At 66.7% G+C, this 23,193-nt stretch carries 20 protein-coding genes; 19 read left to right on the forward strand and 1 reads right to left on the reverse strand.

Annotation, left to right across the window (positions count from 1 at the left end; translation table 11 throughout):
* The first annotated feature begins 6 nt into the window (after window positions 1-6).
* The 19 genes from Q0693_RS01285 to Q0693_RS01375 all read left to right on the forward strand — a co-directional run bounded on the left by Q0693_RS01285 (window position 7) and on the right by Q0693_RS01375 (window position 21,341).
* A complete protein-coding gene (locus Q0693_RS01285; RefSeq protein WP_243029794.1) occupies window positions 7-474 on the forward strand; it encodes an S-ribosylhomocysteine lyase in 468 nt (155 codons plus the stop codon).
* Complete coding sequence (gene mtnN, locus Q0693_RS01290; protein ID WP_243029792.1) at window positions 471-1,136, forward strand: 5'-methylthioadenosine/S-adenosylhomocysteine nucleosidase; 666 nt, start codon at window positions 471-473, stop codon at window positions 1,134-1,136. The genes Q0693_RS01285 and mtnN overlap by 4 nt, the downstream gene beginning before the upstream one ends.
* 15 nt (window positions 1,137-1,151) lie before the next feature.
* Window positions 1,152-2,075 carry a ribose-phosphate pyrophosphokinase gene (locus Q0693_RS01295; protein WP_243029790.1) on the forward strand — a complete coding sequence of 308 codons (924 nt, stop codon included), beginning with the start codon at window positions 1,152-1,154 and terminating at the stop codon, window positions 2,073-2,075.
* Between the two features lie 167 nt (window positions 2,076-2,242).
* Window positions 2,243-2,587: a hypothetical protein gene (locus Q0693_RS01300; protein WP_298628572.1), complete on the forward strand. Its 345-nt coding sequence runs from the start codon at window positions 2,243-2,245 to the stop codon at window positions 2,585-2,587.
* A gap of 2 nt (window positions 2,588-2,589) precedes the next feature.
* Entirely contained in the window at window positions 2,590-2,994 is a 405-nt protein-coding gene (locus Q0693_RS01305) for an OsmC family protein (RefSeq protein ID WP_298628574.1), read from the forward strand.
* Window positions 2,991-3,713 carry a sulfite exporter TauE/SafE family protein gene (locus Q0693_RS01310; RefSeq protein WP_298628576.1) on the forward strand — a complete coding sequence of 241 codons (723 nt, stop codon included), beginning with the start codon at window positions 2,991-2,993 and terminating at the stop codon, window positions 3,711-3,713. The genes Q0693_RS01305 and Q0693_RS01310 overlap by 4 nt, the downstream gene beginning before the upstream one ends.
* An 84-nt stretch (window positions 3,714-3,797) precedes the next feature.
* Window positions 3,798-4,418, forward strand: a complete 621-nt coding sequence (locus Q0693_RS01315) for a 50S ribosomal protein L25 (protein ID WP_298628578.1) — start codon at window positions 3,798-3,800, stop codon at window positions 4,416-4,418.
* A 134-nt stretch (window positions 4,419-4,552) separates the two neighbouring features.
* The gene (gene pth, locus Q0693_RS01320) at window positions 4,553-5,122 is read left to right on the forward strand and encodes an aminoacyl-tRNA hydrolase (protein WP_243029781.1); all 570 of its coding nucleotides are present in this window, start codon (window positions 4,553-4,555) and stop codon (window positions 5,120-5,122) included.
* 9 nt (window positions 5,123-5,131) lie between these two features.
* Complete coding sequence (ddl, locus tag Q0693_RS01325; RefSeq protein WP_243029779.1) at window positions 5,132-6,100, forward strand: D-alanine--D-alanine ligase; 969 nt, start codon at window positions 5,132-5,134, stop codon at window positions 6,098-6,100.
* Window positions 6,101-6,195: 95 nt separating this feature from the next.
* The gene (locus tag Q0693_RS01330) at window positions 6,196-6,987 is read left to right on the forward strand and encodes a ChbG/HpnK family deacetylase (protein WP_298628583.1); all 792 of its coding nucleotides are present in this window, start codon (window positions 6,196-6,198) and stop codon (window positions 6,985-6,987) included.
* Between the two features lie 12 nt (window positions 6,988-6,999).
* Complete coding sequence (locus Q0693_RS01335; protein WP_298628585.1) at window positions 7,000-8,253, forward strand: MFS transporter; 1,254 nt, start codon at window positions 7,000-7,002, stop codon at window positions 8,251-8,253.
* A gap of 6 nt (window positions 8,254-8,259) precedes the next feature.
* Complete coding sequence (locus tag Q0693_RS01340) at window positions 8,260-9,987, forward strand: glycoside hydrolase family 2 TIM barrel-domain containing protein (RefSeq protein ID WP_298628587.1); 1,728 nt, start codon at window positions 8,260-8,262, stop codon at window positions 9,985-9,987.
* A 12-nt stretch (window positions 9,988-9,999) separates the two neighbouring features.
* Complete coding sequence (locus tag Q0693_RS01345) at window positions 10,000-12,489, forward strand: TIM-barrel domain-containing protein (RefSeq protein WP_298628589.1); 2,490 nt, start codon at window positions 10,000-10,002, stop codon at window positions 12,487-12,489.
* Window positions 12,486-14,534, forward strand: a complete 2,049-nt coding sequence (locus Q0693_RS01350) for a glycoside hydrolase family 2 TIM barrel-domain containing protein (protein ID WP_298628591.1) — start codon at window positions 12,486-12,488, stop codon at window positions 14,532-14,534. The genes Q0693_RS01345 and Q0693_RS01350 overlap by 4 nt, the downstream gene beginning before the upstream one ends.
* Complete coding sequence (locus Q0693_RS01355) at window positions 14,534-15,793, forward strand: MFS transporter (protein WP_298628615.1); 1,260 nt, start codon at window positions 14,534-14,536, stop codon at window positions 15,791-15,793. The genes Q0693_RS01350 and Q0693_RS01355 overlap by 1 nt, the downstream gene beginning before the upstream one ends.
* A 35-nt stretch (window positions 15,794-15,828) precedes the next feature.
* Complete coding sequence (locus Q0693_RS01360; RefSeq protein WP_298628593.1) at window positions 15,829-17,289, forward strand: glycoside hydrolase family 36 protein; 1,461 nt, start codon at window positions 15,829-15,831, stop codon at window positions 17,287-17,289.
* Window positions 17,273-18,319, forward strand: coding sequence for a galactose-1-phosphate uridylyltransferase (gene galT / locus Q0693_RS01365; RefSeq protein WP_298628595.1), 1,047 nt, complete (start codon window positions 17,273-17,275; stop codon window positions 18,317-18,319). Before Q0693_RS01360 ends, galT begins: the two co-directional genes overlap by 17 nt.
* Entirely contained in the window at window positions 18,316-19,806 is a 1,491-nt protein-coding gene (glpK, locus tag Q0693_RS01370) for a glycerol kinase GlpK (RefSeq protein ID WP_298628597.1), read from the forward strand. Before galT ends, glpK begins: the two co-directional genes overlap by 4 nt.
* Window positions 19,803-21,341 carry an FAD-dependent oxidoreductase gene (locus Q0693_RS01375; RefSeq protein WP_298628599.1) on the forward strand — a complete coding sequence of 513 codons (1,539 nt, stop codon included), beginning with the start codon at window positions 19,803-19,805 and terminating at the stop codon, window positions 21,339-21,341. The genes glpK and Q0693_RS01375 overlap by 4 nt, the downstream gene beginning before the upstream one ends.
* Here Q0693_RS01375 and ftsH read toward each other — a convergent pair.
* A complete protein-coding gene (gene ftsH / locus Q0693_RS01380; RefSeq protein ID WP_298628601.1) occupies window positions 21,338-23,191 on the reverse strand; it encodes an ATP-dependent zinc metalloprotease FtsH in 1,854 nt (617 codons plus the stop codon). The genes Q0693_RS01375 and ftsH overlap by 4 nt on opposite strands.
* Window positions 23,192-23,193 lie beyond the last annotated feature (2 nt).

The following is a 23,193-nucleotide window of genomic DNA, read 5'->3' on the forward strand; positions in this document are numbered from 1 at the left end:
GGGCCTATGGCCGAGGTGGAAAGCTTTGCGTTGGACCACACCAAGGTTCAAGCGCCTTACGTGCGCTTGGCGGGAAGGAAAACGGTGGGGAGCGGCTTGGTGGAAAAGTACGACCTGCGCCTGGCCCAGCCCAACCGGGAGGCCATTCCCACAGGGGCCTTGCACACCCTGGAGCACCTTCTGGCCGGCTATCTGCGGGACCACCTGGAAGGGGTCATTGACCTTTCCCCCATGGGGTGCCGCACCGGGTTTTACCTGGTGGTGGAGGGTCCTTTGGAGGAGGAGAGGGTCTTGGTGGCCTGGGAGCGGGCCTTGAGGGATGTTCTGCTGCACGAGGGCCCTATTCCCGGGGCTAGCTTCAAGGAATGCGGCAACTACCGGGACCACGACCTCCAGGGGGCCAAGGCTTGGGCGGAGAAGGTGTTGCGGGAAGGCCTGAAGGTGCAACCCACGGTTCCTTTGGAGGGAAGGTGACCGCCTTTTTCGCCGCGGAGCCTGAGGAGGCTTCGGCGCTGAGGGAGGCTTTGGAGGTCCAGGAGGTCCTCGAGGCCCCTTTCCCCCTCCACCGGGCCCCAAGGGTCCTGGTGGCGGAAACCGGGGTGGGCAAGGTGGCGGCGGCCTCGGCGGTGGCCTACGTCCTGGCCCGTTTCGCTCCCCAGGAGAGCTACTTCCTGGGGGTAGCGGGGGCTTTGGACCCCTCCTTGCGGGCCTTGGACCTCCTCCTGGCGGAGAGGGCGGTGCAGTGGGACGTGGACCTCACCCCCTTTGGCCGGGAGCCCGGGGAAACGGCCTTTGGGGTGCGGTTCTTCCCCTCGGACCCGGCCCTTTTGGGGAAGGCGGAAAGGGCGGCAGAGAGCCTGGGCTTCCCCTTGCGGCGGGGGGTGGTGGCCACGGGGGACCGGTTTCTGGCGGATAGGGAGGAGGCCAGGAGGCTTGCCGGGCTTCACGGGGCCCAAGCGGTGGAGATGGAAGGGGCCGCGGCCCTCATGGTGGCCTGGCGCTTCCGCCATCCCATGGCCTTGGTGCGGGTGGTAACCGACGGGGCGGGGGAAGAGGCCGCCCGGGACTTCCAGGCCTTTTTGCAAGGGGCCTCGAGGCGGCTTGGCCTCCTGGCCCAGGCCCTTTTGGCATACTGAAGGGGGAGGAGGTCCATGGAAATCAGGCTTTTTGCGGGGAATGCCCACCCCGACCTGGCCCGGCGGGTGGCGGAGGCCCTAGGGGTTCCTCTGGGCAAGGCTTTGGTGGACCGTTTCCCCGATGGGGAGGTGCGGGTGCAGCTTTTGGAAAGCGTTCGGGGAGACGACGTCTACCTGATCCAGCCCACCAGCCCTCCCGTGAACGACCACCTCATGGAACTCCTCCTCCTGGCCGATGCCGCTAGGAGGAGCTCAGCGGGGCGCATCAACGCCGTCATCCCCTACTTCGGCTATGCCCGCCAGGATAAGCAGACCCAAGGCCGCGAGCCCGTGAGCGCCAAACTGGTGGCCAACCTCCTGGAGGCGGTAGGGGTGCACCGGGTGATCGCCATTGACCTGCATGCGCCCCAGATCCAGGGCTTCTTTGATATTCCCGTGGACCACCTTTCCGCCGTACGGCTTTTCGCCCGCTACCTCCAGGAAAAGGGGTACACGGAAAACGGGGTGGTGGTCTCCCCGGATGCCGGCCGGGCGGAGGAGGCCAGGCGGCTTTCCGAAAGGCTGGGCCTGCCCTTTGCCATGCTGGCCAAGCGGCGCCACGGCCCCAAGGAAACCTCGGTCACCTACGTGATCGGGGAGGTGGCGGGGAAAAGGCCCTTGATCATAGACGACATCGTTTCCACCGGGGGCACCATCCGGCGGGGGGTGGAGGCGCTGCTCATGGCCGGGGCCTTGCCCGAGATGGTGGTCATGGCCACCCATCCGGTGTTGGTGGGGGAGGCCCGGGAAAACCTCTCCCACCCGGCCATCCGGGAGGTGATCTTCACCGATACCATTCCCCTTAAGGACGGGGGGTATACGGTGCTTTCCACCGCCGAGCTCCTGGCCCAGGCCATTCAGCACGTGCACACCAACCAATCGGTGAGCGCCCTGATCTAGGGCCCTGGCGATACCCCTTTTGGCCGCTCCCTGCGCTAGGCGCTTCCGGGAGGGGTCCAAGGGAAGGGCCTATCTGGGGCTTCCACCCCTGGCATGGGCCAGGTGGCGGGGTACGACGAGGTACCTATGTCCCCCGGGGATGGGGTAAGCTACCCTCCGGGGGTTTTATGGCTAAAGTAGTCATCCACATTTTCCACGGGGAGCCCAGCAGCCTGAACACGGGGGTACACCTGGCCGAGCGCATCCGCCAAGTGAAGGAGGAGCGGGGGGTGGACTTGGAGGTCTACATCTTCGGGCCTGCCGAGCGGGCGCTTTTGGACCCTGCCTTGGCCGAGTACAACCAGGGGGTGGATGGCCTCGTGGCCCAGGGGGTGCCGGTGTACACCTGTCTTAACTCCGCTAGGGCTTTGGGGGCCGAGGAAGCCTTCAAGGCCCGGGGTATCCGGCTGGCCTATGCCCGGGATCGCTTCGTGGACTACGCCCTGGAAGGGGCTACGGTCTATAGCTTCTAGCCATGTCCCAGGCCTACCGCGTGGAAGTACGCCGCCAGGATGCCCAAAGGGCCTTGGCGGAGGCCCGGGGGTTCACCCTGGTCCTGGGGGCCCGCCGCGCCGACCTGGAGGCGGGAGTTAATCCGGTGGAAACCCTCCTGGCCGCCTTGGGCAGTTGCCTTCTTACGGGTATCCAGTTTGTGGCGGAGTCCTCCAAGGTGCCGTTGGCGGGGGCCAGGGTGGTCCTCGAGGCCCGCCGGGAGGACAAACCTCCGAGGATCGCCCAAATAGGCTTTGTTCTGTACCTGGAGAGCTCGGCTCCGGATGAAAGGTTGCAAAGGCTCTTTGAGCTGACCCTTAAAAACTCCACCCTCTACCAAAGCCTCAAGGACGCCATTCCCATGGCGGGAAAGTGGGAGCGGGCATGAACCCGGTGGTGGTGGTAGGTCTCTTCTTGCTGGCCGTGGTGTCCGGCATGCTGGGCCTGGGGGTGGCCTTTGCCGCCGTGCCCTTCTTGAGCCTCTTCTTGCCGGATTTGGTCCACCAGGTTCAGCCCCTTTCCCTTCTCCTCAATGGGGTGACGGCTCTTTTTGCCGTCTTCGGCTTCGCCCAAAGCGGCTTGGTGGATTGGCGCAAGGCCATCCTCCTGGCCCTGGTTACCACCTCCTTCGCCCCGGTGGGAGCCTGGCTGGTGCAGCGGGTGGAGGTGCGGTACGTGTGGTGGATCTACCTGGGGGCGGTTGCCTACCTGGCCTACAACCTCTTTCGCCCCGTTTCCCCGAAGGCGCCTCGGGAAAACTTCCCCGTGGCCTTGGCCTTGGCGGCCCCCATCTCGGTGCTTTCCGGGTTTTTGGGGGTAGGCCCGGGGTTCCTCCTCATGCCCACCCTAATCCTCACCGGCCACGACCCCAAGCGGGCTGCGGCCATCAACGCCTTTGCCGTGACGCCCCCTTCCTTCTCCTCCCTCCTGCCCCATCTCCCCACCGCCCGGCTGGACCTGGGGCTCACCCTTTCCTTGGTGGTGGCGGGGGCTTTGGGCAGTTACCTGGGCTCCCGCCTCACGAGCCTCTACCTGCCTTCTCAGCGCCTAAAGCAGCTTTTTGGGGTGCTGATCCTGCTGGTGACCCTTTACAAGGTCTTCTCCTAGGCGCGGGTGGATGGAAAGCGCAGGGATGTGCTAAGCTTTCCCTTAGTGTGCCCCTTAGGGGCCTTGGACAGTTCAGGAGGAGACATGGAATACCGTTTGCGAGCCCAGTACCGGGAGGGGGAGAAGCCCGCCGCTTTGCGCCGTGCGGGGAAGCTCCCCGGTGTCATCTACAACAAGCACCTGAACCGGAAGGTGTACGTGGAGCTGGGGGAGTTTGACAAGGTCTTCCGCCAGGCTTCCATCCACCACGTGATCGTTCTGGAACTCCCCGATGGCCAGGAGCTTCCCACCCTGGTGCGCCAGGTGAACCTGGATAAGCGCCGGCGCCGCCCCGAGCACGTGGACTTCTACGTGCTCTCCGATGAGCCGGTGGAGATGTACATCCCCTTGCGCTTCGTGGGTACGCCCCAGGGGGTGCGGGAAGGTGGGGTGTTGCAGGAGATCCACCGGGACATCCTGGTCAGGGTGTCCCCGCGGAACATCCCCGAGTTCCTGGAGGTGGATGTCTCCAGCTTGGGCATCGGGGATAGCCTCCATGCCGCTGACCTGAAGCTTCCTGAAGGTGTTAAGCTGGCCGTTTCCCCCGAGGAGACCATCGTCGCGGTGGTGCCCCCTGAGGACGTGGAGAAGCTGGCGGCCGAGGCCCTCGAGGCCCCCGCCGAGCCCGAGGTGATCAAGAAGGGCAAGAAGGAAGAGGAGGAGTAATACCCCCCACCTCGGCTGTCCCGGTGCCTCCCCTTTCCGGGCCAGGCCCTGGAGCACCTTGGGAGCACCCCATGGCGAGGGAGGGATAGGGGGCGGGATCGGCGGGCGGTCCCGCCTCCTTTTTGGGAGGAGGAATGTTTTTGGTGGTGGGCCAGGGAAACCCGGGGGAGCGCTACGCCAGAACCCGGCACAACCTGGGGTTCATGGTCCTGGACCGGCTGGGGCTGGAGTTCCGCCCCCAAGGGGAGGCCCTTTTGGCCGAGGCGGAGGTGGCAGGGGAGAAGGGGATTTTCCTCAAGCCCCTCACCTACTACAACCTAAGCGGCCAGGCGGTGGCTCCCCTGGTGCGCTTTTACAAGATCCCTCCGGAGCGCCTTTTGGTGGTTCACGACGAGATGGACCTGCCCTTGGGCCGCCTGCGCCTCAAGGCCGGGGGTAGCCCGGCGGGAAACCGGGGGGTGGCCTCCATCGCCGAGGCCCTGGGAACCGAGGCCTTTCACCGCCTGCGCCTGGGCATCGGCAAGCCCCCTGCCCGGGAGTTGGGGGCGGAGTATGTGCTTTCCCCCTTCCTTCCCGAGGAGTGGCCGGTGGTGGAGAGGGTCCTCGAGGCGGCCAAGGAGGCGGTGCTGTGCTGGGTTAGGGAAGGGCTTGCCCCGTGCGCTTCCCGCTACAACCGTCTGGACCTTTCCCAAGAGGGAGGCTAAGCTCTAGACATGGCCGCGCCTAGAGTCCTCCTCATCGCCGGGGGAAGGAGCCCCGAGCACGAGGTTTCCTTGCTCTCCGCCCAGGGGGTTTTGGAGCATATGCCCTTTCCCACCGAGCTCGCCGTGATCGCCAAGGATGGCCGGTGGCTTCTGGGCCAGGAGGCCCAGGAGGCCCTCAAGGCGGGCGTGGCCCTGGAGGGCCGGGATGCCTTCCCACCCTCCTTGGAATGGAGCCGGTTTGACGTGGTCTTCCCCTTGTTACACGGAAGATGGGGAGAGGACGGCACCCTTCAGGGTTTCCTGGAAATGCTAGGCAAGCCCTACGTGGGGGCAGGGGTGGCGGCCAGCGCCCTTTGCCTGGACAAGGACTTGAGCAAGGGGGTCTTGGCCCAGGCGGGGATTCCCGTGGTGCCCTGGGTGGCCCTTTACCAAGGGGAGCGCCCCTTTATCCCCTTTGAGCCCCCTTTTTTCGTCAAGCCCGCCAACACGGGTTCCAGCATCGGCATCCGCCGGGTGGAGGGGTACGCTGGGCTGGAGGAGGCCCTGGCGGAGGCCTTCCGCCACGACCAGAAGGCCGTGGTGGAGAAGGCCCTTTCGGGGGTGCGGGAGCTGGAGGTGGGGGTCTTGGGCAACATCTTTGGGGAAGCCAGCCCGGTGGGGGAGGTGCGCTATCGGGCGGCCTTTTACGACTATGCAACCAAGTACACCCCGGGGCGGGCGGAGCTTTTGATCCCGGCGCCCTTGGACCCGGGCACCCAGGAAACGGTGCAGGAGCTGGCCCTGAAGGCCTATAGGCTGCTGGGCATCCGGGGCATGGCCCGGGTGGACTTCTTCCTGGCGGAGGGGGAGGTCTACCTCAACGAGATCAACACCATCCCCGGCTTCACCCCCACCAGCATGTACCCCAGGCTTTTCGCCGCCGGGGGGCTTCCTTACCCCGAGCTCCTCAGGCGGCTGGTGGAGCTGGCCTTGGAGTAGCCACCCCCTGGGTGGGTTGGCCGCAAGGGCCCCTTTTCCCTGGCATTCCCCTAGCCTCTGCGCTAGGATGGAATCCTGAAGGGAAAGGGGGTCTTATGGACCTTTTGGCGAAGCTCGGCCTTTTTGGACGCCGGGTCCTCCTCTTGCACCACGACGACCTGGGCCTGACCCATGCGCAAAACAGCGCCTACCAGGCCCTGGGCTTTCCCACGGGAAGCGTGATGGTGCCAGGGGCCTGGGCCAGCGGGGTGAGGGGGGAGGATTTGGGGGTGCACCTGGTGCTCACCAGCGAGTGGCCCGCTCCCCGGATGCGGCCCCTGACGGAAGGGGAAAGCCTTAGGGATGAGGCGGGGTATTTCCCCAGTTCCTTGGAGGTTCTGTGGCAAAGGGCCCGCCTCGAGGAGGTGGAACGGGAGCTAAGGGCCCAGATTGCGGCGGCCAAAAGGCTTTTCTCCCCCACCCACGTGGATACCCACCAAGGGGCGGTACTAAGGCCCGACCTGGCGGAGGTTTACCTGCGGTTGGCCCAGGAGTACCACCTGGTGCCCTTGGTGCCGGAGAGCCTCGAGGGCCTGGGGGTTCCCCCGGCCTTCCTGCCCGACCTGGAACGCCTCCTGGCCCGGGTGCCCTTCCCCAGGGTGCGCTTCCTGGATGCCTATGGCCTTCCCCCGGAGGAGCGGCTGGGCTTCTACTTGGACCTGGCCCAGCTCCCTCCGGGCCTTTACTACCTGGTGCACCACAGCGCCCTCCCCACCCCCGAGGGCCGGGCCCTTCCCGACTGGCGGACGCGGGAGGCCGACTACTTCGCCCTGGCCCACCCCGAGGTGCGCCGGGTTTTGGCGGAGTTCTACCCCCTGACGTGGCGGATGGTCCGGGATGCGCTTTAGAAGGAGGCGGTGATGAAAAAGTGGCGCTACGCCTCGGGGCAGCTGGGGCTTACCTTGGTTTCCGAAAGCTTTGGCACCTATCTGGCCTTCTTTTATCTGGAAAAGCTGGGCCTTTCCGCCGCCTTCTATGCCCTGGCCCGCACGGTGTATGCCTTCTGGGATGCCGTCAACGACCCCCTATTCGGCCACCTTTCCGACCGCACCAAGACCCCCTTGGGCCGCAGGCGCCCTTGGCTCCTTTTGGGGATACCCCTTTTCCTCCTTTTCTACATCCTGGTCTTCTGGGTGCCCGAGTGGGCCCGTTCTCCCCAGGTTCTTCCCTACTATTTCGCCCTGGCTATCGTCCTTTACGAGACCACGGCCACCGTGGTTTGGACCAACTACGGGGCCCTTTTCCCGGAGATGTTCCGAGGACTTTCCGAAAGGGCGGGGGCGGCCGCCTTAAAGCGGGGCACGGAGCTTTTCGGGCTGATCCTGGGGATTGCCGTGGCCCCCCTGGTCTACGCCCAGGTGGGGTTTTTGGGCATGGCCCTCCTCTTCGCTGCCCTTGCCCTTGGGGCCTTTCTCCTCTTCCTCCCGGGTATCCAGGAGGATCCCAAGGCGGAAAGCGGCCTGGGGCTAAGGGACTCCTTCCGCCTGGTCCTGGCCAACCGGGCCTTCTGGGTGGCGGCCCTGGTGGGGCTTCTCTTTGAGTTTGGGCGCATGGTGATCCAGACGGGCATGGCCTTTTACGCCAAGCACAGCCTGGGCCTGCCCGAGGCCGCCACCACCTTTCTCTTCGCCGCCGTCTTCCTGGTGGCCTTGCCCTCGGTCTTCCTCTGGGGAAGGCTGGCGGGGGCCTTGGGGGGGAAGCGGGCCTGGCGGCTTGCCCACCTGCTCATGGGTTTGGCGGCCCTGCTCCTCTTCCTGCCGCAAAGCCTTTTCCCCGCCATCCTGGTGGGGGCCTTGGTGGGGGTGGGGTTTGCCGGGGTGCGGGTCACGGGGGAGGTGGTGATGGCCAAGGTGATTGACCTGGATGCCGAGAGGACGGGAACCCGGCGGGAAGGGGCCTATTACAGCCTGGTGGGGCTTTTGGGCCGGGCCTCGGGGGCCCTGGTGGGGCTTTCCTTTGCCCTCCTGGGGCCCCTTTTCGGCTACGTGAGCGGGGAAAACCCCGGGCCCAACCCAGGCCTGGCCTTCCGCTTCCTGGTGGCGGTGATCCCGGGGGTGGCCATCCTCTTGGCCTACCTCCTCACCGCCCTCTTCCCCCACGAGATAAGGGAGTAAGGCCCTATGAAGCTGGACCCCAACCATCCAAGGCCCACCCTAGAGCGTCCAGGTTGGCGGGACTTGTCCGGCCTTTGGGACTTCGCCCTGAGCGAGGCGGAGGGCCCGGAAAGGGTGCGCTTTGACCGCAGGATCCGGGTGCCCTTTCCCCCCGAGGCCCCGGGTAGCGGGGTGCAGGAGCCCTGGGTAGGGGTGGCCTGGTACCGAAAGGTCCTAAGGGTCAAGCCCCGGCCCGGCTTTCGCCTTTTCCTGCGCTTTGGGGCCGTGGACTACCGGGCGGAGGTTTTCCTGGATGGGGTGAGGGTTCTGGCGCATGAGGGCGGGCATACCCCCTTCAGCCTGGAGCTTACCCCCTTCCTGGGGAGGCCCTTGACGCTGCTGGTGCGGGCCGAGGATGACCCTTCCGACCCGGAAATGCCCCGGGGCAAGCAGGCCCTGGGCGAGCCCGAGGGCATCTTCTACCCCCGCACCACGGGGATCTGGCAGCCGGTGTGGCTGGAATGGGTGCCGGAAAGCCATATCGCCGCCCTGCGCCTCACCCCGGACCTAAAGGCCTTGGGCTTCCACCTCGAGGCCCAGGTCCAAGGGGAAGGGGACGGGGTGGAGGTGGCCCTTTTCCCGGGGGCGAAGGGGGAGGTGTCCTTTGGGGATAAGCCGTGGCTGGAAGCCCATTTTCCTCTTGCGGGCGGGCTCGCCCGGGGGTTTTTGGGGCTTCCCTTGAAGGGGAAGGGGGAGGAGTTCCTTTGGCGGCCGGAAAACCCGGTGCTTTTCCCCTTGCGCCTCCGCCTCCTTAGGGGAAGGCGGGTGTTGGACGAGGTCTATTCCTACGGGGGCCTAAGGGAGGTTTCCGCCAGAGAGGGGGTCTTCTTCCTCAACGGGGAGCCCTACTTCCCCAAGCTGGCCTTGGACCAGGGGCTTTGGCCCGAAGGCCACCTGGCGGCCCCGGGCCTATCCGCCCTTAGGCGGGACGTGGAGCTGGCCAAAGCCTTGGGCTTCAATGGGGTGCGCAAGCACCAGAAGCTGGAAGACCCCCGCTACCTCCACCTGGCGGACCGGCTTGGGCTTTTGGTCTTTGCCGAGATGCCCAGTTTCTTCCGCTTCTCCCCGACTGCGGCCCGGCGTTACCTGGCCGAACTCCAGGCGGCTTTGGAGCGGGACTATAACCACCCCAGCGTGGTGGCCTGGGTCCTTTTCAATGAAAGCTGGGGGCTTGCCCCCTGGAGGCGGGAAACCCAGGCCTTCCTCCAAGGGGTCTTCCTGCTCGCCCGTTCCTTGGATCCCGGCCGCCTTTTGGTGGACAACGACGGTTGGGAACACGGGCCCTTTTGGGACCTCTACACCGTGCACGACTACGCTCCCCCCGAGGTTCTATCCCGCCGCTATGCGCAAGGGGCTTTTCCCCTGGCCCCCATGGGCCGGCCCCTTTCCTGGGAGGGGGTGCCTGAGGGGGTGCGCCCCTTCCTCTCCGAGTTTGGGGGCTTGAGGCTCAAGGGGCCTACCCCGGGCTGGGGCTACCGGGAGGTGGAGGGGGAGGAGGCCTTTTTGGCGGAAGTTCTGCGCTACGTGCAGGTGGCGTGCGAAAGCCGTCTGGGCGGGTTTGGCTACACCCAGCTCTACGACACCTTTCAGGAGGAAAACGGGCTTTTGGACTTCCGGCGTAGGCCCAAGGTGCCTCCGGAAAGGGTGCGGGCCCTGCTGGAGGGGTGCGAGGTGAGGCGGATCCTTTTGGAGTAGGGAGGGGAGGGTATGGGTGCACCCCGCAAAGGTTGGCTGAAAACGCTTTGGAGTGCGGCTAAAACCGTGGCCTTCCTGGGCCCGGGCATTATCCTTCTCGCCCTCCAGTACGCCCGGAGGAGGGACCAGCTGGAGGCCCTGGAGGGGAGGGCCCCCGTGGCGGAGGCTTGGCAGGGGGTGGGGAGGCCTAGGGGCCTCGAGGCCATTCCCGGGGGGGTTAGGGTGTACTTCCAGGAGGCCAAGCCCGGCCCAGAAGCTAGTCCGTATCTTGGTCACGGGCAAGGTCCGTATCTTGGTCACGGACGGAGTCCGTATGTTGAAGCGGTCTTCCTCGGCGAGGACCTCCTCCGCCTCACCTGGTTTCCCCGGGAGGCCGTGCCGCCCTATGCCCTGGCGGACAGCAAGCCCCCGCTCTGGGAACCCGAGCGCCTAGAGACCCCGGAGGGTTACCTCCTAAAAACCCCCCGCCTAGCCCTACGTCTAGAGGAGGAAGGCCTCAGCATCTGGGATGGGGAAGGAAGGCTTTTGCGGCGGGAGGCCTACCCCGAGCGCTCGGGAAGGGCCTGGCGGCACCGGGTGCGCCTAGCCCCGGGGGAAAGGGTTTTGGGCCTGGGAGAAAGGGCCTTTCCCCTGGACCGCCGGGGTGGGGTCTTCCGCTTCTGGAACCGGGACCCTGGGGGAAGCTACGGCCTGGGGGAGGACCCCCTTTACCTTTCCGTGCCCCTTTGGCTTTCCCTCCTTCACGAGGGGGGGTACCTGGCCTTCTACGAGAACCCCGCGGACGGCTTTGCCGACCTTCGGGGGGAGGAGGCCTTGGTGGGCTTTTGGGGTGGCCCCTTCCGCTACTACCTGATTCCAGGGCCCCTGGAGGAGGCTTTGGCCCGGTACCTGGGCCTTACCGGCCTTCCGCCCCTGCCGCCCCGCTGGGCCTTGGGCTTCCACTATGCCCGCTGGGGGCTGAGGAGGAGGGAAGAGGTGGAGGAGGTGGTGGAAGGTTTCCTAAGGCGGGGCCTCCCCTTAAGGGCCGTGCACCTGGACATAGATTACATGCGGGGTTACCGGGTTTTTACCGTGGACGAAGGGCGCTTCCCCGACCTAGGGGGGATGGTGCGGGCCTTCCGGGAAAAGGGCGTGCGCACGGTGCTCATCCTGGACCCCGGGATCAAGGCGGAAAAGGGGTTTCCCCCCTATGAGGAGGGCCTAAGGGAAGGGGTGTTTTGCCGCCTGCCCTCGGGGGAGGTTTTCCTAGGCCCTGTCTGGCCCGGGCTGGCCGCCTTCCCCGACTTCACCGATCCCCGGGCCCGGGACTGGTGGGGGGATAGGCTTAGGGGCTTTTTGGAGCTGGGGGTTTCGGGCTTCTGGCTGGATATGAACGAGCCCGCCCTCTTCGCCGCCTGGGGGGAGCCCACCTTTCCCAAGGGGGTGCGCCATAGCCTCGAGGGCCAAGGGGGCGACCACCTCCTGGCCCACAACCTCTACGGCCTCCTCATGGCCCGGGCCAGCTGGGAAGGGTTTCGTACATGGGCCCCGCTTTCCCGGCCCTTCCTCCTCACCCGCGCCGGGTATGCGGGGGTACAGCGGTTCGCCTGGGCCTGGACCGCGGATGTGGAGAGCACCTGGGAGGGCCTCAGGACCACCTTGTGGGCCCTTCTCGGCCTTTCCCTTTCCGGGGTGTACTTCGTGGGCTCGGACATCGGGGGGTTTAGCGGGGACCCTTCCCCCGAGCTTTACCTGCGCTGGTTCCAGATGGCCGCCTTCACCCCTTTCTTTCGCCTCCACTCCGCCCGCTGGACAAAGCGCCGGGAGCCTTGGCGCTTTGGGGAGGAGGTCTTGGCGGGGGTGCGCTGGGCCATGGGGCTTAGGGAAGGGCTTCTACCCTACCTCTACACCCTGGCCTATGAGGCAAGCCACCAGGGGCTTCCCCTCCTAAGGCCCCTTTTCCTGGCGGGAGGGCCCTACAGGGATCCGCCCCATGGGGCTAGCCTTGGGGAGGCTTTCCTCCTGGGGAAGGCCCTCCTGGTGGCCCCGGTGCTGGAGGAGGGCGCCCGGGCCAAGGAGGTGCCCTTGCCCCCGGGCCGCTGGTACCCCTGGCAGGAGGATGGGGCCTTGGAGGGGCCCGGCTGGGTGCGGCTTCCTGCCCCCTTGGACCGGATTCCCCTTTTGGTGCGGGGGGGAAGCCTTCTGCCCCTTTTGCAGGAGGAGGGGCTCACCCTACACCTTTACCCGGGGGAAGAGGGGGCCCAGGGCCTCCTCTACTGGGACGAGGGGGATGGGGCGGGGGCCTATCGCCTAGACCGTTTCCGCGCGCAAAGGGTGGAGGGGGGCTTTCGTCTCCTCTGGGAAAGCGAAGGGGACTACCCTTGGCCCTGGGACGGGATCGGCCTAAAGCTTTTTGGCGGGAGGCTTTCTCGGGTGTGGGTAGAGGGGAAGGCGTACCCCGCTGGGGAAGGAGGGGTGCGCCTTCCCCCCTTCCCCGAGGCCTTTTTGGAGGTGGCAGGATGAGGCTGGAAAAGGCGTGGTTTTTGGCCCAGGGGGCGGAAACCCCAGCGGAGCTTCCCCAAGGCGGTTGGCGGGAGGTGGCGCTTCCCCACCAGTGGGCCCTCGAGGGCCTGGAGGCGGAGGTGGGCTGGTACCGCCTGGCGTTGCCGGAAGGAGGCCCTAGGCGCTTCCTCCGTTCCTTGGGGGACTATTACCAGGAGGCCTGGGTGGAGGGGGTCCATCTGGGCCGGCACCAGGGGTACTTCTTCCCCTGGCTCCTGGAGCTGCCCCCAGGTGGGGAGGTGTTCCTGAGGGTCGCGGCCCCCCGGGAACCCCTAGGGGTCTGGCCCCGGTTCAAGCGGCAGATCAAGGGGGTCTTGGGCCAGCACGACTGCCGTCCTGGGGGAACCACGGAAAGGGGCCAGGAGCGGGGGACGGGGGGGCTATGGGGCGGGGTGGAGGTCTGGCTGCGGGAGGAGGTGGCCCTTTTGGGCCTCACCCACCGCCTCCTTCCCCGGCCCGGGGGGTGGCGGCTATGGGTGCGCCTCTTGGTGGACGCCCCAAGGCCCTTTCGCGAGGAGGTGCACCTTAGGATTGCCCCGGAAAACTTCCCCGGGGAGGCCCTGGAGAAGAGGGCGGTCCTCGAGGGGGAAGGGGGGCGGGGTTGGCGGGAGGTGGTGTGGGACCTGCCGGAAATGCCGTTATGGGAGGTGTGGGAGCGGGGGTTTCCCCATCTTTTCCGCCTGGAGGCGGAGGTTTTGGGGGCCAGCCTCAACGTGCCCTTGGGCTTCCGCACCGTGGAGCTGGATGGGGAGGGCTGGCTTCTCCTAAACGGGAGGAGGCTATTCCTAAGGGGCACCAACATCATCCCCACCCAGTGGCTTGCCGGTTACACCGAGGCCATGGCCCAGCGGGATGTGGCCCTCCTTAAGGAGGCCAACCTCAATGCCGTGCGGGTCCACGCCCACGTGACCCACCCCGCCTTCTACCGGGCCTGCGACCGGGAAGGGGTATTGGTCTGGCAGGACTTCCCCTTGCAGTGGGGCTACGCCCCGGACGAGGCCTTCGCCCAGGAGGCCCTCCGCCAGGCCCAGGCCATGGTGGAGGTCCTGGGGGCCCATCCCTCCCTTTACCTCTGGTGCGCCCAAAACGAGCCCACCCACAACCGCCACACCTTAGGCCCCCTCCTTTCCGCCGGGTTCAGGGCCGCTGACCCCACCCGCCCGGTGAAGGAGGCCTCCGACTTCCGCGAGCATCCCTACCCCGGCTGGTACTGGGGCCACGTGCGGGACTTCCTGGCCCTTCCCGGGGCCCCTCTTCCTTCCGAGTTTGGAGCCCAGGCCCTCCCCCGGGCGGGGCTTTTGCGCCAGGTCCTAGGGGAGGCTGCCTGGCCTCCCAGGTGGGAGGTCTGGGCCTACCACAACTTCCAACCCCACGAGACCTTCCGGGTGGCGGGGGTGGAGCTGGGGGATTCCTTGGAGGCTTTCGTGGAAAACTCCCAGGCCTACCAGGCTCAGCTTCTGGAGTTTGCCATCCACGCGTACCGCCGGGGCAAGGGGAGGGTGGTGGGCTACTTCCAGTTCATGTTCGTGGAGCCCTGGGAGGGGATCACCTGGGCGGTTTTGGACGTGGAGCGGGTGCCCAAGAAGGGCTTTTTCGCCCTAAAGGAGGCCAGCAGCCCGGTTCTCCTCTCCCTTGTCCCCTACCGAAAGAGGGTGGAGGTGGGGGGACCTCCCTTGCAGGAGGCCTGGCTCATAAGCGACCTGGAAAGGCCCTTAAGCCTCCGGGTTCACCTTTTCCTGGAAGGCCCGCAAGGCCTTTCCCTTTACGCGGAGGAGGTGGCCCTGGCCCCCGGGGAGGCCCGAAGGTTTTTCAGCCTGGGGGAGCTTTGGGAAAGCCCCCTCGAGGTCCAGGCCCGCTACCTCCCCCTACAGGAGGCTTTAAGGCAGCTTTCCCCGGGGGCTTACCGCCTGGTGGGGGAGGCCTACGAAGGGGAAAGGCTCTGGTCGCGGCATGTCCTCGAGGTGGAGTACCTGGAACCCATCCTGCCCCTGGGGGTGGCCTGGTGATCCCCACCCGGATCGCCTACGCCCTGGGTGCCCTGGGGCTTACCCTGCCGGGCCAGACCTTCGGGACCTATTTGGCCTTCTACTACCTGGACCACATGGGACTGGCCGCCGGGGCCTTCGCCCTGGCCCGCCTGGTCTTCTCCCTGTGGGATGCGGTGAACGACCCCCTTTTCGGCTACCTCTCGGACCGGACCAGGACCCCGTGGGGCCGGAGGCGGCCTTGGCTTTTCCTGGGGCTTCCCCTTTTGCTTTTGGCCTTTTACCTCACCTTCAGCGTGCCGGAGCGCTTCCGGCAGGGTGAGGCCCTTTTTGGATACTGCTTGGTGGTGATCCTCTTTTTTGAGACCTTCGCCGCCCTCACCTGGGTGAACCACGCCGCCCTTTTTCCCGAGCTCTTCAGGAGCCAGGAGGAGCGGGCCCGGGCCAACGCCTGGCGGCAGGGCTTTTACTTCCTGGGCCTGGCGGTGAGCATTGCCCTAACCCCCTTGGTCTACACCGCCCTCGGCTTTTCCGGCATGGCCCTCCTCTATGGGGGCATGGGGGGCGTGTTGGTCCTCCTCTTTCTCCTGGCCATCCGGGAGGACCCGAAGGCCCAAGAGGCCGCGCCCCTTCCCTTCCTCCCCGCCTTCCGCTACACCCTGGAGAATGGCCCCTTTTGGCTTTACTCCCTGGCGGCCCTTTTCCTCCTCTTCGCCGTGGGGCTTTTCGGGGCGGCCATGCCCTTTTACGCCAAGTACGCCTTGGGTTTAGGCCCCGAGGCCACCTCCTTGCTCTTCGCCTCGGTGCTCCTTTCGGCCCTGCCCTCGGTGTTCCTTTGGGCCCGGTTGGCGGGGGCCATGGGCCCCAAGGGGGCGTGGCTCTTGGCCATCGGCCTTTTGGCCTTGGGGGCCCTCCTCCTGCTGTGGCCCCGCACCCTCCTGCAGGCCCTGCCCGTGGGGGTGCTGATCGGGGTGGGGTTTGGTGGGGTCTTGGTGCTGGGAGACCTCCTCCTGGCCGAGGTCATTGACCGGGACGCCCAAAGGACGGGAAGGAGGCGGGAAGGGGTCTACTATAGCGTCTATGGCTTTGTAAACCGGCTTTCCGGGCCCCTGCAGGCCCTTTCCTTTGCCCTCCTCACCCCCCTATTCGGCTACGTGAGCGGGGAGGCCCCAGGGCCCAATCCCGAGGCCGCCTTCCGCTTCCTCATGGCGGGGCCTCCCTTTCTGGCTGGCCTCTTGGCCCTGGCCCTGGCCTACCGGTTTCCTTACGGGGCCAGGTAGAATGCCGGCAGCAGGGAGAAGCCTGTGGAGGGGCCATGCGGCTAGAGTTTTGGGATGCCTTGCGGGGAAGCCGCCTCGAGGTGGGGGTCACGGCAGCCTCCTCGGAACCGGTTTCCGGGGGGTATCTCCTGAGGGGAAGGGAGGTTCGGGCCTTTGCCCCCTCTAGGGGGGTGCGGTTTTTCCGCCACGGGTGGCAGAGCTGGAGCCTGTCCGCCTGGGTGGACCTAGGGGAGCCCCCCAAGCCCCTTCTCCCCAAGGAGCGCCGCCCTCAGGCCGATGATCCCTTTCTTCTGGAGGCGGCGGAGTGGGGGAGGGCCTGGTGGGGTAGCGGCCTTGGGGCCTTGCGCCTTCCGGATGGCCAGGTTCTCCTCCTGGGGGCCTTGGACCTGGGGGCCAGGGTTTTGGGGCGGCAGGAGGTGCTTTTGGGGCGGTATGCCTTGGGGGAGGGCCGCTGGTTCTTGGCCTATGGACCGGAAGAGGAGGTTTTTTCCGCCTACGCCAGCCACCTTCCCCGGCGCCCTTCCGGAAAGCCCCCTAGGGTGTGGTGCTCCTGGTATGGCTACTACACCCGCATCAGCGAGGCCTTGCTCCTCGCCGCCTTGGAGGAGGTGGCCCACTTCCCCTTTGAGGTCTTCCAGATTGACGATGGCTGGCAGCGGGCCCTTGGGGACTGGGAGGCCAACGGTCGCTTCCCCCGGGGGATGGCCTTTTTGGCGGAGAGGATCCGGGAAAAGGGCCTCAGGGCCGGGCTATGGCTGGCACCCTTTCTGCTGACCCCGGACAGCCCCCTGGGGCACGCCCGCCCCGAGTGGGTGCTTAGGGATGGGGAAGGCCGGCCCGTCCCAGCGGGATTTAACTGGGGAAGACCCCTTTACGCCTTAGACTCGGGGAACGAGGAGGTTTTGCAATACGTGGCTGGCCTGGTGCGCAAGGTCCGGGAGTGGGGGTACGATTACATCAAGCTGGACTTTCTCTATGCGGCTGCCCTTCCCGGGGCCGAGGGAGAGGGGCGGTACCGAGAGGCCATGGAACGGATACGGGAGGAAGCGGGTGGCGCTTATCTTCTCTTCTGCGGGGCCCCCATCCTGGCCTCCTTGGGGCTTGCCGATGGCCTGCGGGTGGGACCGGATGTGGCCCCCTACTGGGACAACGAGGACCGCTCCTTCTGGCTTCAGGACCCCACGGGCCCCGGGCTAAAGAATGCCCTCCGCACCACCCTGCACCGGCTGTGGCTTCGGGAAAACGTGCAGGTGGACCCGGATGTGGCCTATTTCCGAAGCCGTTTCTCCTTGCTGACCCCTGAAGAGAGGCGCCTCCAGGAGGCCATGGGGGAGATCACCGGCTTCAAGGCCACCTCCGACCCCCCCTCCTGGCTTACCCCGGAAGAGAGGGAAAGGCTTTTGGCCTTCCTGAGCCAGGACCAGGCGGTAAACCGGCTTGGCCCCTACCGCTTCCAGGTGGGGGAGGAGGTCTTGGACTATGCTTCCCTACTATAGGCGGGTCCACCGCAAAGCGGATGGGCGGGAGCTCATCCTTTACGGGCTCCGTCCCCTCGAGGACCCCCCCCTCCCGGAGCCCGCCGAGCCCTTCAGCCCCGCTCCCCACCTCCGCTACCATCCCCTGCGGCAGGAATGGGTGGTCTACGCCGCCCACCGTCAGGAGCGCACCTTTTTGCCCCCCAAGGAGCACTGCCCCCTTTGCCCTAGCCGGGAAGGGGGTTTCCCCACGGAGATCCCCTTCGCCCGCTTCCAGGTGGCGGTCTTTGAGAACCGCTTTCCCTCCCTGGGGCCAAGCCCCACCCCTCCCCCGGAAGGGTTGCCCGTTCCCGCAGGGGAGGCTTTAGGCCGCTGCGAGGTGGTGGTCTACACCCAGGCCCACGTGGGGAGCCTGGCCACCCTCACGGAGGAGGAAAGGCTGCTTCTGGCTTGGGTTTGGCGGGAGCGGTACCAGGCCCTGTATGCCCTAAAGGGCGTCCAGTTCGTCATGCCCTTTGAAAACCGGGGGGAGGCGGTGGGGGTGACCCTGCACCACCCCCATGGGCAGATCTACGCCTACCCCTGGGTGCCCCCCATCTTGGAGCGAGAAAGCCAGGCCTTCCGGGAGAGGCCGGTGCTCCTCGAGCTTCTTCCCCACTTGCAGCCCTACCGGGTGGACCAGGAGGAGGGGTTCTTAGCCTTCGTACCCCCCTTTGCCCGTTACCCCTATGAGGTTTGGGTGGTCCCTTGGCAGCGCCACCCCGGGCTTTGGACCCTTTCCCATGAGGAGATGGCCGCCTTCGCCCGCCTTCTGGGCCGGGTGGTGGCCCGCTACGACGCCCTTTTCGGGGAGGCCTTTCCCTACGTCATGGTCTTCCACGCAGCCCCCCTAGGGGAGGAGCGCACCTTCCATTTCCACGTGGAGTTTTATCCGCCCAAACGGGCCAAGGACAAGCTCAAGTTCCTGGCGGGCACGGAGCTGGGAGCGGGTACCTTTGTGGTGGACGCCTTGCCCGAGGAAACGGCAAAAAGGCTACGGGAGGTCTTATGAAATACCTTATGGCCCTGGACCAGGGTACCAGCAGCAGCCGGGCCCTCCTTTTTACCTTGCAGGGGGAGCCCGTGGCCATGGCCCGGCGGGAGTTCCGGCAGCTTTACCCCCGGCCCGGCTGGGTGGAGCACGACCCCCTGGAGATCTGGGAAAGCCAGCTGCAGGCGGCCCAGGAGGTCCTGGCAAGGGCGGGGGTGGAGGCCCAGGAGGTGGTGGCGTTAGGGCTTACCAACCAGCGGGAGACCACCCTGGTGTTTGAGAGGGGGACAGGGAGGCCCCTCCATAACGCCATCGTCTGGCAGGACCGGCGCACGGCCCCTTGGTGCCAGACCCTTAAGGCCCAAGGTTGGGAGCCCCTTTTCCGGGAGCGCACCGGGCTCCTTCTGGACCCCTACTTCTCCGGCACCAAGCTGGCCTGGCTTCTGGAGAACGTGCCTGGCCTTAGGGAGAAGGCGGAAAAGGGGGAGGCCCTGTTCGGCACCGTGGACACCTGGCTCCTCTACCGCCTCACCGGGGGGAAGGTCCATGCCACCGACCCCTCCAACGCCAGCCGCACCCTGCTTTTTAACCTGCATACCCTCTCCTGGGACCAGGAACTCCTAGAGGTCTTGGGGATTCCCCGGGCCATGCTTCCCGAGGTGCGCCCCTCGGCGGGGGATTTTGGGGAAACCCTGCCCGGGCTTTTGGGCGAGGCCCTTCCCATCCGCGGGGTTCTTGGGGACCAGCAGGCGGCCCTTTTCGGGCAGGCAGCCTTGGGGGCGGGGGAGGGGAAGTGCACCTACGGCACCGGGGCTTTCTTGCTGCTGCACACAGGGGAGCGGCCGGTGCTCTCCAGGAAGGGCCTCCTCGCCACCGTGGCCTGGAGCCTGGGGGATAGGGCCAGCTACGCCCTGGAGGGGAGCGTGTTCATGGCGGGGGCGGTGGTGGGGTGGCTTAAGGACCTGGGCCTGGTGCAGGAGAGCGCCCAGGTGGAGGCCTTGGCCCGGGAGGTGGCGGACACCGGGGGCGTGTACCTGGTCCCGGCCTTCACGGGCCTGGGGGCCCCCTACTGGGACCCTTACGCCCGGGGGGCCATTTTGGGCCTCACCCGGGGCACCGGCAAGGCCCACCTGGCCCGGGCGGCCTTGGAGGGGGTGGCCTTCCAGGTGGCGGACGTGGTGCGGGCCATGGAGGAGGAGGCGGGTCTACTCCTGAAGGAACTCCGTGTGGATGGGGGAATGGCGCAAAACCCCTTGTTCCTGGAGATCCAGGCGGACCTTCTGGGGGTGCCGGTCCTGAGGCCTAAGGTTACGGAGACCACCGCCTTGGGGGCAGCCCTGATGGCGGGGGTGGGGGCGGGGGCGCTGGGGCTGGAGGAGGTGAAGGGGGCCTGGACCCTGGAGGCGCGCTTTGACCCCCGGATGCCGGAGGAAAGGCGGAAGGCCCTCCATGGGGGTTGGCGGCGGGCGGTGGAGCGGGCCCTGGGCTGGGCAAGGGAGGAGGGATGAGCCCAAGCCGCGAGGAGCTTTGGGAAGGGCTCAAAGGGCCTTGGGACCTCCTGATCCTGGGGGGTGGGGCCACGGGGGCGGGGGTCCTTTGGGAGGCCACCCTGAGGGGCCTACGGGCGGCCTTGGTGGAGGCGGGGGACTTCGGCATGGGTACCAGCAGCCGCTCCACCAAGCTGCTCCACGGGGGGGTGCGCTACCTGGAGCTGGCCTTCAAGGAACGGAACCCCAAGCAGCTCCGCCTGGTGCGGGAGGCCCTAGGGGAACGCCAGGTGGTGATGGGCCTGGCCCCGCACCTGGCGCGGCCCCTCACCCTCCTCACCCCCCTCTTCCGCCCCCTCGAGCTCCCCTATTATTGGGTGGGTCTAAAGCTCTACGACCTCCTGGCGGGGGCCAGGCGCCTGGCCCCAAGCCGCTACGCTTCCCCCAAGGAGGTGGGGGTCCTTTTCCCCGACCTCCCCCCCACCTTGGGGGGCATCCTCTACCAGGACGGCCAGTTCGCCGACCATCGCCTGAACCTGGCCCTCATCCTCTCCGCCCTAAGCCGGAAGGCGGTGGCCCTAAACTACGCGGAGGCCACGGGCTTTCTTCTGAAGGAGGGGAGGGTGCGGGGTGCGGTGGTGAAGGACCGCCTTACGGGCCAAGAGGTGGAGGTCTGGGCCCAGGCGGTGGTGAACGCCACCGGGCCCCAGGCGGACCGGGTGCGCCGGCTTCTGGACCCTCACCTCCCACCCCTCCTCACCCCCTCCAGCGGGGCCCACCTGGTCCTGGACTACCCCTTAAAGGTGGGCCTCCTCCTGCCCAGGACGCGGGATGGCCGGGTTCTTTTTCTCCTGCCCTGGCAGGGCAAGGCCCTTCTGGGCACCACCGACCTCCCGGCCGAGGCCAGGGCCTGCCCTCTTCCCCGGGAGGAGGAGGTGGCCTACCTCCTGGAGGAGATCCGTCCCTACCTGGGGGACCTTTCGGACAGGGTCCTGGCCGCCTGGGCGGGCCTCCGGCCCCTGGTGGGGAAAGGGGAGACCAAAAGGCTGGTGCGGGACCACCTCATCGTGGAGGAAAAGGGGCTTTACACCCTCACCGGGGGCAAGTGGACCACCTTCCGCCTCATGGCCTTGGACCTACTGGAACGCCTGGCCCGGGACCTCTCCCTCCACCTTCCCCCCTCCCAAAGCCACCGCACCCCCCTCCTGGGGGCGGGGCCCAAGCCCCCCTTGCCCCTTCCGGAGGAGGTGGCGGCGCACCTTTATGGCCACTACGGCACCCGGGCGGGGGAGGTGGTGGCCCTGGGGGATCGGCCCCTGCTTCCAGGGCTACCCTACCTGGAGGGGGAGGTGGTGTTTGCCGTAAGGGAGGAGCTGGCGCAAAGGCCTTTGGACGTGCTGGCCCGCAGGATGGGCCTGGCCCTTTTGGACCGGAAGCGGGCGGAAGAGGCCTTGCCCCGGGTGGTGGACCTCATGGCCCCCCTCCTGGGGTGGGATGAGCCCACAAAGGAGGCCCTTCTTTCCGAGGCCAGAAGGGCCCTTCCTGCCCTTTGCTAGGCGCCTTCCTCCGAGGCCCTCTGCACCGGCTGCGTTTCCCCAAGGATGGCCCGCACCCGCTCCCCGGGGATGGTTTCCTCCCGGAGGAGCTCCTCGGCGATCCTGTGCATGGCCTCCGCATGGGCCATGAGAACCTGGCGAGCCTTGGCGTAGGCCTCGTCCAGGATTTGGCGGATGTCCTGGTCAATGAGGCGGGCGGTTTCCTCGGAGTGGTCCTTTTTCTTGGCGATCTCCTCTCCCAGGAAGATGGGGCCCGAGTCCGAACCCCAAGCGATGTTCCTGAAGTGCTCCCCCATGCCCCAGTCCAGGACCATGCGCTTGGCGATCTGGGTGGCCCGCTTGAAGTCGTCCTGGGCCCCGGTGGTCACGGTGCCGGTGAAAAGCTCCTCCGCCACCCGGCCCGCCATGAGGACGGCCAGCTCGTCCATGAGGTGGTCCTTGGAGACCAAGACCCTCTCCTCCGGCTTGCTCCAGCGGGCGCCCAAGGCCATGCCCCTAGGGACGATGGAAACCTTCTCGGTTTTGTCGGCGTGGGGCAGGACCTCCCCCACCACCGCATGCCCCGCCTCGTGGTAGGCCACGGCCCTTTTCTCCTCCTCGGAAAGCTTTAGGGCGGGCCGCTCCAGGCCCAAGACGATCTTGTCCAGGGCCTTGAGGAAGTGCTCCTTGCGGACTTGCTTGGCGCCGTCCCGGGCCGCCAGCAGGGCCGCCTCGTTCACCAGGTTCTTGAGGTCGGCCCCGGAGAAGCCCGGGGTGAGGTGGGCCAACTCCAGGGCGTCCACGTCCTCGGCCATGGGTTTGCCCCGCATGTGGACCAGGAGGATGTCCCGGCGCTCCTCGAGGGCGGGAAGGCCCACCACCACCTGGCGGTCAAAGCGCCCGGGGCGCAGGAGGGCGGGGTCCAGGATATCCGGACGGTTGGTGGCGGCCAGGACGATCACGGAGGTGTCCTTCTCAAAGCCGTCCATCTCGGAAAGGATCTGGTTTAGCGTCTGTTCCCGCTCGTCGTGGCCGCCGCCTATGCCCGCCCCCCGCTTGCGGCCGATGGAGTCCAGCTCATCAATGAAGATGATGCTGGGGGCGTTCCTGCGGGCATCCTCAAAGAGGCTTCGTACCCGGCTTGCCCCCACGCCCACGAACATCTCCATGAACTCGCTGGCGGAAACGGAGAAGAAGGGCACCCCGGCCTCCCCCGCCACCGCCCGGGCCAGGAGGGTCTTGCCGGTTCCTGGTGGCCCCACCAGGAGGACGCCTTTGGGGATTTCTGCCCCTAGTTCCAGGTACTTTTTGGGATTTTTGAGGAAGTCCACCACCTCCATGAGCTCCCGCTTGGCCTCCTCGTGGCCGGCCACGTCCTTGAAGGTGGTGTTCACCTGCTTCTCCTTGCCGTAGAGTTTGGCCCGGCTCTGGCCGAACTGCATCACCTGGCCGGCCCCCCCTTGGGCCCGCATGAAGAAGAACCAGAAGAAGAGGATGAGGAGGACCGTGGGGCCCAGGTAGAGGAGGAACTGGGGCCAGAAGGAAGGGGGCTTGGTCACGATCTTGACCCCGTTTTCCTCCAGAAAGCGCAGGAGCTCGGGATCGGCCACCTGGGCGGGGGGCAGGGGCACGGCGAAGCGCCGGGCCACTTGGCTCCCCCCTTGGGGGGTGGGGAAGCGTTCCGGCTCTTTAAGGGTGCCCAGGATCCGGGTTTCCTCTAGGACCACCTCGGCCACCCTGCCTTCCCGTACCAGCTTGCGAAACTCGGTGTAGGAAAGGGTAGGGGCCGGAGGGCCCGTGAAGGCGGTGTAGGCCAGATAGCCTAGAAGGAGCAAAAAGATCAGGGTGAAAGGGTTAATCCGCTGCGGCAAGG

This window comes from uncultured Thermus sp. (genome assembly GCF_938010445.1).
Lineage (GTDB): Bacteria > Deinococcota > Deinococci > Deinococcales > Thermaceae > Thermus > Thermus altitudinis.